The organism is Janthinobacterium darwini, assembly GCF_051380905.1.
GTDB lineage: Bacteria > Pseudomonadota > Gammaproteobacteria > Burkholderiales > Burkholderiaceae_D > Janthinobacterium.
Map to the genome: position 1 here is coordinate 450,911 of NZ_JBNYXX010000001.1, position 13,327 is coordinate 464,237.

Here is a 13,327-nt window from a genome sequence, read left to right on the forward strand (position 1 = left end):
GGGTGAAAGCGAGCATAACGAAACAGAAAGGCAAGCCATGCGCTTATTGCTGGTAGAAGACGACACGATGATCGGCGAGGTGGTGCTTGACTTGCTGCGCGCCGAGCATTACGCGGTGGACTGGGTCAAGGATGGCGACATGGCCGACACGGCCCTGCAGACGCAAACCTATGACCTGGTGCTGCTGGACCTGGGCTTGCCGCGCAAGGATGGTCTTGACGTGCTGCGCTCGATGCGATTGCGCAAACTCGACACCCCGGTGCTGGTGGCCACGGCGCGCGACGCCGTCGAGCAGCGCATCGCGGGCCTCGACGCGGGCGCCGATGATTACGTGCTGAAGCCGTATGACCTCGATGAATTGCTGGCGCGCATACGTGCCCTGCTGCGGCGCGCCTCGGGGCGGCCGGAACCGATCTTCGAACACCAGGGCGTGAGTATTAATCCGCTGACGCGCGAAGTGATCGCCGAGGGCCATCCCGTCAACCTGTCGGCGCGCGAATGGGCCGTGCTGGAAGCCTTGATCGCGCGCCCCGGCATCGTGCTGTCGCGCGCGCAGCTGGAAGAAAAACTGTACAGCTGGAAGGATGAAGTCAACAGCAATGCAGTGGAAGTGTATATCCATGGCTTGCGCAAGAAGCTCGGTAGCGACTTGATCCAGAACGTGCGCGGCCTCGGCTATATGGTGCCCAAGGCATGAGGATGAAGGTCACGGTGACGCACTCGCTGCGCGGCCGCCTGCTGTGGTTTTTGCTGGCGGCCATCATCATGGCGGCCCTGGCCCAGGCGTCGATCGCCTACCGCAGCGCCCTGTACGACGCTGACCAGATTTTTGACTACCACATGCAGCAGATGGCCCTGTCGCTGCGCTCCGGCGCGCCGCTGGCCAACCATGCGCAAGCTTTGCCGGCCGACCCCGTCAACAACGACATGGTGGTGCAGGTGTGGACGCCGGACGGCGTGCAGGTATTCCGCTCGATCACGCGCGCGGAACTGCCGCAGCGCGCCGTGCTGGGCTTTTCGAATGTCAAGGCGAACGGCACCACCTACCGCATCTTTTCCGTGCAAACCAGTTCCCAGACCGTGCAGATCGCCCAGGACATGGCCGTGCGCAAGCGCATGGCCGGCAGCCTGGCCCTGCGCACGGTGGGGCCCATCGCGCTGATGGCGCCGATTCTGATGCTGGTCGTCTGGTGGGTCGTCAGCGGTTCGCTGGCGCCCGTCTCGCGCGTGCGCAAGCAGGTGGCGGCGCGCCAGGCGGACGATCTGTCGCCCGTCTCGGAAGCGGGCTTGCCCGACGAAGTACGCCCCCTCGTACATGAATTGAACCTGCTGTTCGGCCGCGTAAAAACGGCGTTCGACGCGCAGCAGCACTTTGTTGCCGACGCCGCGCATGAATTGCGCACGCCGCTGGCGGCCCTGAAACTGCAGGTGTTGAGCCTGGAACGGGCCGAATCCGAGGAAAAACGCAGCCTGGCGATTTCCCGCGTGAGTGCCGGCATCGAGCGGGCCACGCGCCTGGTCGAGCAATTGCTGGTGCTGGCGCGCCAGGAAGCGAGCGCCGCCAGCGGCGACCAGTTGCAGGCGGTGGACTTGAACGACGTCGTCAAGCGGGCGCTGGGCGACATGGCCGGCATCGCGCAAGCGCGCAAGATCGACCTGGGCCTGCACCACATGGACCCGGCCAAGGTGGCGGGGCAGGCCGATGCGCTCAATATCATGCTGCGCAACCTGGTCGACAACGCCATCAAGTACACGCCGCAGGGCGGCACTGTCGATATCGACCTGCGCGCCAGCCCCGTCGGCGTGACCTTGTCCGTGGAAGATAGCGGTCCCGGCATCCCGCCCGAAGAGCGCGAGCGCGTCTTCAGCCGCTTCTACCGCGTGCCCGGCACGGACGCCAACGGCAGCGGCCTGGGGCTGGCCATCATCAAGGCCATCGCCGAACGCCATGGCGCGCGTCTGGTGCTGGATAAATCCGAGCGCCTGGGCGGCCTGTGCGTGCGCGTGGAATTCCCCCTGGTGGCGAAAAAATGAGGCAGATTTCCCTCCACTTCGCCCTTGCATGAGGCGGATCTTTAACCTGGTGCATTGACGTGCGCGCCGTGGCCCTATATTGTCTGCGAAACAAGCAGAACCAGACCACGGAGCGCAGCATGCAGAGAATCGGATTTTCAGGAACCCTCGACCCCATCACCAACGGCCATATGTGGGTGATCGGCGAAGCGCGTTCGCTCGCCGACGAGGTGATCGTCTTCTTGTCGCAAAACCCCGCCAAGCGCCCTCAATTCCCTGCCGAAGACCGCAAGCGCATCATCGAACAGAGCGCGCGCGAGTGCGGCTGGGACAATGTGCAGGTGGTCATCGTCAAGGGCGACTACACGGCGCGCGCGGCGAAAAAGCATGGCTGTGATTATCTGATACGCGGCATCCGCACGACGGCCGATTTCGACTATGAAAACCTGATCCAGCAAACCAATGTGGACGTGCTTGCTGGCGCCAAGACGATTTTCGTCATGCCGCCGCGCGACCTCGGCTCCGTCAGCTCCAGCTTCGTCAAGGCGCTGGAAGGCCCCGTGGGCTGGAACTGGACCATGAAAAAATTCGTCCCTGGCCCGGCCTACCAGGCGTGGATACTCGACTGCCTGCGCAAGGAGTGGGAAGCGCTGTGGAATTACGCCAGCGCCTCGCAAGCCGACATCGCGCTGGCGGATCACTGGTTCGCGTACCTGACGGGACCGCAGGCGTATGGCGGCACGGACCGCCACTATCACAACCTCGACCACCTGGTGCACGGCCTGTCGGAAATCCGCGTATGGGCCGACAATACCTATGCGCCCAAACGCGACAGCGCGCTGGTCAAAAAAGCCTTTTGGTTCCATGACGCCGTCTACAGCCACGACGAAGACGCCCTGTATTCGAGCGAAGAGGCCAGCGCCCAGCTGTGGCTGGCCAGCGGCCTCGATGCGGGCGACAACCTTGATGTGGCGCAATTGATACGCGTGACCGACCATTTCCAGGGACCCGGCATCAGCCACGCGCTGAAGGACGCCATGCTCAGCGCCGACCTGGCCATCCTCGGTCAGGATGAAGAGGTGTACCACGCCTACACGCAAGCCATCGGCCGTGAATACGCGCATGTGGACCCCGTGCGCTTCAACGAGCAGCGGGGCCTGGCGCTGCAGCATCTGTGCGCCAAGGCACAGGCGGGACAGCTGTTTGGCGATGCGTATTTCGCCGACCAGTACAACGAGCGGGCCATTGAAAACATGCAGAAGGAGATCGCGGCGCTGGCCGGCTGATTGTCGTCAGCTTGTTGTCGCCAGGGATGAACTGTTGCAAGTCCATCCCTGGCTAGTCACCCTAGCGGGCCGCAGCCTTGGCGCGCGCCGCGTGCAATTTCTTGAAGCTGTCGATCAGGCGCTGGTGCCTGTCCAGGCCTTCCAGCTGCATGCTGGTCGGGGTCAGGCCGAAGAAGCGCACGCTGCCGTCCACCGAGCCCAGCACCGCGTCCATGCGGGCGTCGCCAAACATGCGGCGGAAATTGACCACGTAATCATCCAGCTCCAGCTCGTCGTCCAGTTCCACTTCCAGCACCACGTTCAATGCTTGATAGAACAGCTTGCGCTCGAGCGTGTTGTCGTTGTACTGCAGGAAGGTTTCTACCAGCTCTTTCGCTTCCTCGAATTGCTGCAGGACGAGCTGAATCAGCAGCTTCAATTCCAGCGTCGTCAGCTGGCCCCACACCGTGTTTTCGTCAAACTCGATGCCGATCAGCGTGGCGATGTCGCCGTACTCGTCGAGCTCGCTGTTTTCCAGGCGCTCCAGCAGCGCTTCCAGGCTGGCATCGTCCAGATTATGCAGGTTCAGGATGTCGGCGCGGAACAGCAGCGCCTTGTTGGTGTTGTCCCAGATCAAATCCTCGACGGGATACACTTCCGAATAACCGGGCACGAGGATACGGCAGGCGGTGGCGCCCAGCTGGTCATATTCGGCCGTGTACACTTCCTTGCCCATGTCGGCGAGGATGCCGAACAGGGTCGCCGCTTCCTCGGCATTCGAGTTCTCGCCGTGGCCGGAAAAATCCCACTCGACAAAATCGTAATCGGCCCTGGCGCTGAAGAAGCGCCACGAGACGATGCCGCTCGAATCGATGAAGTGTTCGACGAAATTATTCGGCTCGGTGACGGCTTCGCTGGCAAACGTCGGCTGCGGCAAGTCATTCAAGCCTTCAAAACTGCGCCCTTGCAGCAATTCCGTCAGGCTGCGCTCGAGCGCCACTTCCAGGCTCGGGTGCGCGCCGAACGAGGCAAACACGCCGCCCGTGCGCGGGTTCATCAGGGTAACGCACATCACCGGGTACACGCCGCCCAGCGACGCATCTTTCACCAGCACGGGAAAGCCTTGCTCTTCCAGGCCCTGGATGCCGGCCAGGATGCCCGGATACTTCGCCAGCACTTCCTGCGGCACGTCGGGCAGGGCGATTTCACCTTCGAGGATTTCGCGCTTGACGGCCCGTTCGAAAATTTCCGACAGACATTGCACCTGCGCTTCGACCAAGGTATTGCCGGCGCTCATGCCATTGCTGACGTACAGGTTTTCGATCAGGTTCGACGGGAAATACACGACCTCGCCATCGGAATGGCGCACATACGGCAGCGAGCAGATGCCGCGCTCCGCATTGCCGGAGTTGGTGTCGATCAGGTGCGAGCCGCGCAACTCGCCATCGGGATTGTAGATATCGAGGCAGTAGGCATCGAGAATCTCCTTCGGCAGCGCATCCTTGCGGCCCGGCTTGAACCAGCGTTCGTTCGGATAATGCACGAATGGCGCATTGGCAATGTCGACACCCCAGAAAGACCCCGCGTAGAAATGGTTGTTGCTGAGCCGCTCGATATACTCGCCCAGGGCCGACGCCAGCGCGCTTTCCTTGGTCGCGCCCTTGCCGTTGGTAAAGCACATGGGTGAGTGCGCGTCGCGGATGTGCAGCGACCATACATTTGGAATGATGTTGCGCCACGAGGCGATTTCAATCTTGATGCCCAGGCCCGCCAGGAGGCCCGACATATTGGCGATGGTCTGTTCCAGCGGCAAATCCTTGCCGACGATATAGGTGCTCGCACCCGGATCCGGATTCAAGGTCAGCAAGGCCTGCGCATCGGCGTCCAGGTTCTCGACTTCTTCAATGACGAATTCTGGCCCCGCCTGCACCACTTTTTTCACCGTGCAACGGTCTATCGAGCGCAGGATGCCCTGGCGGTCCTTGGCCGAGATATCGGCCGGCAATTCGACCTGGATCTTGAAAATCTGCTGGTAACGGTTTTCCGGATCAACAATATTGTTTTGCGACAGGCGGATATTTTCGGTGGAAATATTGCGCGTATCGCAATACAACTTTACGAAGTACGCTGCGCACAGTGCCGATGATGCCAAAAAGTAATCGAACGGGCCAGGTGCCGAACCATCGCCCTTGTAGCGGATGGGCTGATCTGCGATGACGGTGAAATCGTCGAACTTGGCTTCGAGACGCAGCTTGTCGAGAAAGTTGACTTTAATTTCCATGAGGTAATCCAATACTGTGCTGATGAGTTAGGCGCTATTATCCGTTCTTTCCGCCGCAGGGCAAAGATTGTTCACTGCGCTCGTACCTGCCGGGAGGCGCAGGAGCAGGCCGGCAGGGCAGACAAGGGGCAAGTTCCCCCATGCAGCGGACTGATAAATGTGGGAGGCGATCTGACTGAATTGCGAATAACATTAATGAGACACGGCGAGCCCCAGATCGCCAAGGGGCGCTGGATAGCGCCGGTGCAAATGGGACAGTGGATTGAGCGCTACAATCAATCGCTCATCAAAGAGGGTGACGTACCGGCAGAGTGCCCTGCGGCAGCGCTTTCCGCGTCGACCATCGTGGCAAGTACGGCACCCAGGGCGTGCTCGTCGGCCAGGGCACTGGGCGACTTGCCGTTCATGCAAGAGGCGATTTTCACGGAGGCCGAGCTTCCCTTTGCCCTGTGGAGTGCACCCTGGCTGCCGCCCGGAGCCTGGGCAGTGATTTTTCGCATACTCTGGTTGTTCGGTTATGCGCGCGGAGCCGACTCGTTAACGATAAGCCGGCGGCGCGCCAGGGCTGCCGCCGAGCGGCTTGTTGCGCTAGCCGCCGAGGGGCCTGTGCTGCTTGTCGGACATGGCATCATGAATCGCCTGATCGGCAAGGAGTTGCAGGCACTGGGTTGGCTTGCCCGCAACAGGCAAGGCAGCCGGTACTGGAGCATGGGAGTGTATGAACTGTGATGGTGCGCTGTGAAAACTTGTGACGAATGTGGCAGCCGATACCATGATGACGCCGGGGGCATGGCCGACTTGTGTCCAGAATGCGCCTCGGTCATTAATGGTTTGCCAGGGTGCGAGCACGTATTTAACGCAGGTCGATGCCAGAAATGCCTGTGGGATAGCCGGGAACGTGATTTTGTGCAAAAACTGTAGCGATTATTTCGGTAAATTGACCGACCAGTTCGGGGTGCAGTGGATGCTGAACTGTGCGCCCTGAATTGCCTTGACGAGGGTAGCAGCCACCTTTCATCAAGCTCCTGCCATCGGATCAAGCGTATTGCTGCCCGCATAAAAAACAGCGGCTGCCCATGCTGGCGCAGCCGCTGTTTCTTCAGGCGGGCACGGTGATCAGAACTTCACCCACAGCCGTCCGAAATACGAGGCGCCGTTCAGGCCGAACTGCACGCTGTCGTATTTGAAACCGTTGTCCGTTTCATCCGCGTTTTGCGTGGTCGGCTTGACGTTGAAGATATTGTTGCCGCCGAAAGTGAGCTTGGTATTTTTGTTGATGCTGTAGGTAAAGCTCAGGTCGGCCGAGGTCTTGGCTGCGTAGTGGGCGTTGGGCACGCCGGCGGCCGTGCCGCTGAAGGTGCCCAGGGTTTGCGGGCCAAAATAGATGATGCGCAAGTCCGATTCCAGCTTGCCCGTGATGTAGTCGAAGCCCACGGTGGCTTTCGCGCGGGGGCCGCCCTGTTCGATGAACAGGCGTTCGCGCTCGGACAGCAAGACATCCTCGAAGCCCGTCAGTGAGGCGGGCGTCTTGACCTTCGTCACTTCCGTTTTGCTCAGGTTCAAGGCCAGGAAGGTGTTCAGGCGGTTGCCGGCCAGTTCGCCCTTGTGCGAGGCCGTCAGGTCCAGGCCGCGCGTGCGCGTGTCGATGGAGTTGACGAAGAATTGCGCCTCGCCCACGCCCAAGAGCGCCAGGCGTGCCGCCAGGTCCGGATAGTTGTCGGCATTGAAGCGGCCCGACAGCACGATGCGGTCCTTGATCTTGATATTGTACAAGTCAGCCGTGACGGAAATGGCTTGTGTCGGCGTCCAGGTGGTGCCAAACGTGAAGCTGGTGGATTTTTCCTCTTTCAACTTGGGAATGCCGGCTGCGTTGGCGACGGTGCCGCCATTGGGGGCCAGCACCACGTCCGTGGGCACGCCGCCGATGAAGTCGGTGAAGGTGGACGAGAAATACACTTGCTGCAAGGATGGCGCGCGGAAGCCCGTACTGGCCGAGCCGCGCAGCAGCACATTCGGTGCCACTTTATAGCTGGCGGCCAGCTTGCCCGTCACGGTGGAGCCGAAATCGCTGAATTTTTCATAGCGCAGGGCAGCCTGGGTTTTCAGGCGTTCCGTCCAGTCCAGTTCCACGTCGGCATACGCGGCGATGCTGTGGCGTTTGGCCTTGGTGGCATCGCCTGGCTGGAAGCCGGGAAAGCCCTGGCTGCCCGCATTGCCGCCCATGCCCACGCCGTCGGCGTCGATGTAGGAGCCCGGTTCTCCGGCCATGATCTTGTATTCCTCGCTGCGGTATTCGGCGCCGAAAGCCACGTTCATGCCGCTCATTACCGTATCGTAAAAGCGGCTGAAATCGGCGTTGCTGGTCAGCTGCTGGAACGAGAAGCCGCCTGCGTCGTAGCTGCTGGCGCTGACCCCCTTGCCGCCGTTCATCAAGTCGAGGTTGGCAATCGAGGCGTTCAAGGTATGGCTGATGTCGTAGCGCATCTTGTTGTAGCCATAGGTTTGCGAAAAGTCAGCATGCCATTCGCCGATCTGGCTGCGGTGGCCGATGGTGGCGTACTGGTCGTCGATCTTGCCGTTAATGAACGGTACGAAACCGTCCGGATACATGGCGGCCGAATTGCGCGACGGAATGTCGTCGCTGCCGATGCCGCCGCGGCCAAACGCGGCGCTGGATGCATCGCGCGTCTGCGCGCCGGCCGTGAAGTACAGTTTTCCCGTGGCGCTGGTGGCGTAGTCGCCATTGATGTACAGGGTCTTGTTCTTGGCCTTGGTGTCACCGATGATGCGCATGCTGTCCGCGTCGGCCCGGTTCGAGCGGCCCCGGTCCAGGTATTCGCCCGTGATGGCCAAGCTACCCTTGTCGCCCAGCGCGATGCCGCAGTAGGCGGAGGTCATGTAGTTCTTGCCGTCGCCGGCCGAGTACTGGCTGTAGCCGGCCACCGCTTCGCAACCCAGGCTTTTCTTCAGTTCGATGTCGATCACGCCGGCAATGGCGTCCGAGCCGTACTGGGCGGCGGCGCCGTCGCGCAGTACTTGCACGTTCTTGATCGCCAGCAAAGGAATCGCATTCATGTCCGTGCCCGTGTTGCCGCGGTTGCGCGCGCCGAACAGGTTGACCAGGGCCGTCGTGTGGCGCCGTTTGCCGTTCACCAGCACCAGTGTCTGATCGGAACCGAGACCGCGCAGGGCGGCCGAATCGACGAGGTCGGCCCCGTCGGCGCCCGTCTGGCGCGTGGAGTTGAACGAGGGCGAGATGTATTGCAGCGATTGCGCCAGGTCAAACTGACCGCCTTGCTCGGCCACCCTGGAAATCGGAATGATATCGACCGGCACCATGGTGTCGGTGGCGGAACTGGTGACCCGGCGCGAGCCGACCACGCTGACCGTTTGCACGGGACCATCGGTGGCGCCCGCTTCCGTGGTCTGGGCCATGGCGGCGGGACTGAACGCGGCCAGGGCAGTGCTGCCGTACAGGCTGATGAGAATGGCTTTACGCAAGGTGGTGAGGGTCGGCACGCGGTGTCTCCAAGTGGTATTGTGACTTGATTTTAGTGCCATCATTTCATCCTCCACCAGCGATACTTTGTTTTGTTATTACAAATCTGTTGTAACTGTTGTTTCCTGGTTGACTATCTTTTGTTCAGCGCCTGGCTTGCCTTGCGCTGGTGCGCGATGCCCCGTTCAGGTGCTCGCTTGCACCATGCCGCCCACCAGGATTTCCCCGGGGCTGTATTGCACGTCGATCAAACAGGGTTGCTGCGTCACGTGGCCCTGATGCAGGCGCAGCGACTGTTGCAAATACGCTGCCAGCGCGCCCGCCGCCACGCCCGTGGCGCTGTCTTCCAACGCCGGGTCGAGGTGGTTGAAGTTGCGCCCTTCGTATGTGTTCTCGCCCGTGCGGCAATACGCATAGCAGCCGTTGACCTTGTGCAAGGCGCTCCAGTCGGCGATCAGTTCCAGGTTCGGCCGCAGCGCGCGCAGGGTGGTGCGGTCAGCCACTTCCAGCAGCAGCTTCGGACTGCCGACCGAGGCGATCACGGGCGGCGACAGCAAGTGCATGTGCTGGCCCATGAGTTCTGACGGGATATACTTTTCCACCATGACGGCAGGCGAGGGTTGCGGCGCCAGGCCAATAAATAATCCATGCGACATACCTTCCGCGCGGCGCACCAGCTGCAAGGCTTGCCCGCGCATGGCCGTGCTCACCGTCAGGGTTGCCGGGGCGCCGGGCGCCGTCAGCAGCACATGTGCGGCCGCCAGGGTGGCATGCAGGCACAGGGGGCTGCGCGTGTGCGGATAAAAATAGTCGAGCACGATGCCGCCGTCCGCTTGCCGGTCGATGAAGACGCAGGCGCTGACCTGGCGTTCGCGGGCGAACTGCTGGCGCGCCGTTTCGCTGCCATGGTCGTTTTCCACGACCAGCGCCGTATTGCCGCCACCGGGGGCCGCGCCGAAACATTTCAAGAGATGAGCGATCATGGTGGAGACGATGCAAGGTAAAACATCAGCATAAACGATAAGCCCGATCCAAGATGCGTATAATATACTGTGTTTATATACAGTATTGAGGTGGATCATGTGGGGCGCAGTCTTACCCGAGTATGCTGAGTTGTATTGCCTGAGCAATTTCAGCTTCCTGCATGGGGCCTCGCATGCGGAAGAGTTGGTGGCGCGCTCTGTACAGCTCGGTTACAAGGCGGTGGCCATCACGGACGAATGTTCGCTGGCGGGCGTCGTGCGCGCCCATGCGACGGCCAAGCGGGCCGGTTTTCCCCTGATTATCGGCGCGCATTTTCATTTGACGCAGGCCGACGGTAGTGCGGCGCTCTCCTTGCTGGCGCTGGTGCAGGATCGTGACGGTTACGGCAATCTGTCGGAACTGATCACCATGGCGCGCACGCGGGCGGCCAAGGGGCGATATTTGCTGACGCCCGAAGATTTCGCCGTGCCCTCGCCCGAGTTTGCCCATTTGCAGGGTTTGCCCGGCTGTCTGATGATCTTGCTGCCCGGCTATCCGGCCCAGCCGGAAGCCGTGCGCGCACAGGGAGAGTGGATGGTGGCCACCTTTGGCAGCGAGCGCAGCTGGATCGGCCTGAATTTGCTGCAGCGGGCGCAGGATGACGCCCACCGCAGCGCCGTGCAGGACACCGCGCAGGCGCTGGGCTTGCCCGTGGTGGCCGTCGGCCATGTGTGCATGCATGTGCGTTCGCGCAAGCCTTTGCTCGACACCCTGTGCGCGATTCGCGTGGGCAAGCCGGTGGGCGAGTGCGGCTATGCGCTGGCGCAAAATGCCGAGCAGCATCTGCGCGCGCGCTTGCGCCTGGCCAATGTGTATCCGCCGCAAGCGCTGGCGGAAACCGTGCGCATCGCCAGGATGTGCACATTTTCCCTCGACAGCTTGCGCTATGACTATCCCGACGAACTGGTGCCGGACGGGCACACGCCGGCGACGTATCTGCGCGAGGAAACGTATGCGGGCGCGCGCATCCGCTTTCCGCTGGGTATCCCGGCGAACGTGCAGCAGCAGATCGAGCACGAGCTGCAACTGATCGCCGACCTTTCTTACGAGCCGTATTTTTTGACCGTGTACGACATCGTGCGCTTTGCACGGGGGCAAAACATCCTGTGCCAGGGCCGGGGCTCGGCCGCCAACTCGGCTGTCTGCTATTGCCTGCACATCACGGAAGTGGACCCTGCGCGCGGTAATTGCCTGGTCGAGCGCTTCATGTCGCGCGAGCGCAACGAGCCGCCCGATATCGACGTCGATTTCGAGCACCAGCGACGTGAAGAGGTCATTCAATATATCTACGGGAAATATGGCCGCGAGCGGGCCGCGCTGGCGGCCGTGGTGATCAGCTACCGGCCGAAAAGCGCCTTGCGCGACAGCGGCCGGGCGCTGGGGATCGACCTGGCCATCGTGGAAAAGGTGGCCAAAGCGCATCGCTGGTTCGACGGCAAGCGCGATCTGTTGGAGCGCCTGGCCGAATGCGGGCTGGACCCGGAGGCGGAATTGTCGCAGCAGTGGGCCAGCCTGGCGCAGCAGTTGCTGGGATTTCCCCGGCACCTGTCCCAGCATCCGGGAGGCTTTGTCATCGCGCAAGGCAAGTTGTCGCGCCTGGTGCCCATCGAAAACGCCAGCATGGCCGAGCGCAGTGTCATCGAGTGGGACAAGAACGACCTCGAGGAGCTGGGCTTGATGAAGGTCGACGTGCTGGCGCTGGGCATGCTGTCGGCCCTGCGCCGTGCCCTGGAACTGGTGAGTGCGCGGCGCGGCGAGGAATTCCGGATGCAGGATATTCCCGGCGAAGACCCCGCCACTTACGACATGATGTGTCAGGCGGACACCATCGGCGTGTTCCAGATCGAGTCGCGCGCTCAGATGAGCATGCTGCCGCGCTTGCGTCCCCGTGAATTCTACGACCTCGTCATCGAGGTGGCGCTGGTGCGCCCCGGCCCCATCCAGGGCGGCATGGTGCATCCGTATCTGCAGCGGCGCCAGCAGAAGGAAGCGGTCGAGTTTCCGAAGGGCCTGGAAAAGGCGCTGGGACGCACCCTGGGCATCCCGATTTTCCAGGAGCAGGTGATGCAGGTGGCCATCATCGCCGCCGATTTTACGCCCGGCGAAGCGGATCAGTTGCGGCGCGCCATGGCGGCCTGGAAACGCAAGGGCGGCATGAACAATTACCATGACCGCATCGTCGATGCCATGGTGGACAATGGCTATGAGAAAGAATTTTCCGAGGCCATCTTCAGCCAGATCGAGGGTTTCGGCGAATACGGTTTCCCCGAGTCGCATGCGGCCAGTTTTGCCCTGCTGACGTACGCCAGTTCCTGGCTGAAATGCCACGAACCGGCTGCCTTCCTGTGCGCCTTGCTCAACAGCCAGCCCATGGGCTTTTACAGTCCCTCGCAACTGGTGCAGGATGGTCGCCGGCATGGCGTGCAAGTGCTGCCCGTCGACGTGGCCGTCAGCGGCTGGGAGGCGGCGCTGGAGGAGCGGGAAGGACAGGGAGGGCAGGGCGCCGCGCCCGCCGTGCGCCTGGGCTTGAACAGTCTGTTCGGCATGCGCGTGGAGGCGGCCCGGCGCATCGAGGATGCGCGTTCCATCGCCGCCTTTCTTGACGTGGCCGACTTGGCCCGGCGTGGCAGCCTGGACCGTCATGACTTGCAGGTGCTCGCTGCCGGCAACGCGCTGCACGCGCTGGCTGGCCACCGGCGCGAGGCGCTGTGGCAGGCGGCCGGCGCGGTGCCCGACAGGGACTTGCTGCGCGCCACCACACAAGAGGAAGACTTGCCCGTGCTGGCCGCGCCCACGGAAGGCGAGAGCATCGTCAGCGACTACCGCGCGCAAGGCCTGACCCTGGGCCGCCACCCGCTGGCGCTGCTGCGCAAGTCATTGCTGGAGCAGCGTTTCCTGCCCGCCGCGACGCTTGCCAGCTACACGAATGGCCAGCTGGCGCGCGCCTGCGGCATCGTCACCGTGCGCCAGCGGCCGGGCACGGCCAAGGGCGTGATCTTCATGACCCTGGAAGACGAGACGGGCACGGTCAACGTCATCGTCTGGCCCGACCTGGTGGAAAGCCAGCGGCGTGAAGTGTTGAGCGCGCCCCTGCTGGGGGTGTACGGCGTGTGGCAGCGCGAAGGGCAGGTGTGCAACCTGGTGGCCAAGCGCCTGGTCGACATGTCGCATCTGTTGGGGCGTTTGCGCACCAGCAGCCGCGATTTCTGTTGATACTTGTCAATATCGTCCAGACGGTGGCATGAT

8 protein-coding genes are annotated in these 13,327 nt (G+C 62.2%); 5 read left to right on the plus strand and 3 right to left on the minus strand.

Annotated elements, in window-relative coordinates; all coding sequences use genetic code 11:
• Positions 1–37: 37 nt before the first annotated feature.
• The 3 genes from ACQ4WZ_RS02060 (at position 38) to coaD (ending at position 3,299) form a co-directional block, all read left to right on the plus strand.
• Complete coding sequence (locus tag ACQ4WZ_RS02060) at positions 38–697, plus strand: response regulator (protein ID WP_010400558.1); 660 nt, start codon at positions 38–40, stop codon at positions 695–697.
• Between the two features lie 2 nt (positions 698–699).
• Complete coding sequence (locus tag ACQ4WZ_RS02065) at positions 700–2,034, plus strand: ATP-binding protein (protein ID WP_133993291.1); 1,335 nt, start codon at positions 700–702, stop codon at positions 2,032–2,034.
• 119 nt (positions 2,035–2,153) lie between these two features.
• Positions 2,154–3,299, plus strand: a complete 1,146-nt coding sequence (coaD, locus tag ACQ4WZ_RS02070) for a pantetheine-phosphate adenylyltransferase (protein WP_436572453.1) — start codon at positions 2,154–2,156, stop codon at positions 3,297–3,299.
• A gap of 61 nt (positions 3,300–3,360) precedes the next feature.
• Here coaD and ACQ4WZ_RS02075 read toward each other — a convergent pair whose 3' ends face one another.
• Entirely contained in the window at positions 3,361–5,559 is a 2,199-nt protein-coding gene (locus ACQ4WZ_RS02075) for an OsmC domain/YcaO domain-containing protein (protein WP_436572454.1), read from the minus strand.
• A 195-nt stretch (positions 5,560–5,754) separates the two neighbouring features.
• On the opposite strand from ACQ4WZ_RS02075, the gene ACQ4WZ_RS02080 reads away from it, so the two are divergent.
• Positions 5,755–6,288, plus strand: a complete 534-nt coding sequence (locus ACQ4WZ_RS02080; RefSeq protein ID WP_436572455.1) for a hypothetical protein — start codon at positions 5,755–5,757, stop codon at positions 6,286–6,288.
• Between the two features lie 387 nt (positions 6,289–6,675).
• Here ACQ4WZ_RS02080 and ACQ4WZ_RS02085 read toward each other — a convergent pair whose 3' ends face one another.
• Together ACQ4WZ_RS02085 and ACQ4WZ_RS02090 are read right to left on the minus strand one after the other, a co-directional pair.
• A complete protein-coding gene (locus ACQ4WZ_RS02085; protein ID WP_436572456.1) occupies positions 6,676–9,078 on the minus strand; it encodes a TonB-dependent receptor plug domain-containing protein in 2,403 nt (800 codons plus the stop codon).
• A 165-nt stretch (positions 9,079–9,243) separates the two neighbouring features.
• Positions 9,244–10,041 (minus strand): PhzF family phenazine biosynthesis protein, encoded by a 798-nt coding sequence (locus ACQ4WZ_RS02090; protein WP_436572457.1) that lies wholly within the window; start codon positions 10,039–10,041, stop codon positions 9,244–9,246.
• A 97-nt stretch (positions 10,042–10,138) separates the two neighbouring features.
• Here ACQ4WZ_RS02090 and ACQ4WZ_RS02095 point away from each other — a divergent pair, with 97 nt between their 5' ends.
• Positions 10,139–13,294: an error-prone DNA polymerase gene (locus ACQ4WZ_RS02095; RefSeq protein WP_436572458.1), complete on the plus strand. Its 3,156-nt coding sequence runs from the start codon at positions 10,139–10,141 to the stop codon at positions 13,292–13,294.
• The last annotated feature ends 33 nt before the right edge of the window (positions 13,295–13,327 follow it).

Bases quoted from the DNA above. Each gene is read 5' to 3' on its own strand.
- coaD (WP_436572453.1), top strand. From the start codon at position 2,154: ATGCAGAGAATCGGATTTTCAGGAACCCTCGACCCCATCACCAACGGC.
- ACQ4WZ_RS02095 (WP_436572458.1), top strand. From the start codon at position 10,139: ATGTGGGGCGCAGTCTTACCCGAGTATGCTGAGTTGTATTGCCTGAGC.
- ACQ4WZ_RS02080 (WP_436572455.1), top strand. From the start codon at position 5,755: ATGAGACACGGCGAGCCCCAGATCGCCAAGGGGCGCTGGATAGCGCCG.
- ACQ4WZ_RS02065 (WP_133993291.1), top strand. From the start codon at position 700: ATGAAGGTCACGGTGACGCACTCGCTGCGCGGCCGCCTGCTGTGGTTT.
- ACQ4WZ_RS02060 (WP_010400558.1), top strand. From the start codon at position 38: ATGCGCTTATTGCTGGTAGAAGACGACACGATGATCGGCGAGGTGGTG.
- ACQ4WZ_RS02090 (WP_436572457.1), bottom strand. From the start codon at position 10,041: ATGATCGCTCATCTCTTGAAATGTTTCGGCGCGGCCCCCGGTGGCGGC.
- ACQ4WZ_RS02075 (WP_436572454.1), bottom strand. From the start codon at position 5,559: ATGGAAATTAAAGTCAACTTTCTCGACAAGCTGCGTCTCGAAGCCAAG.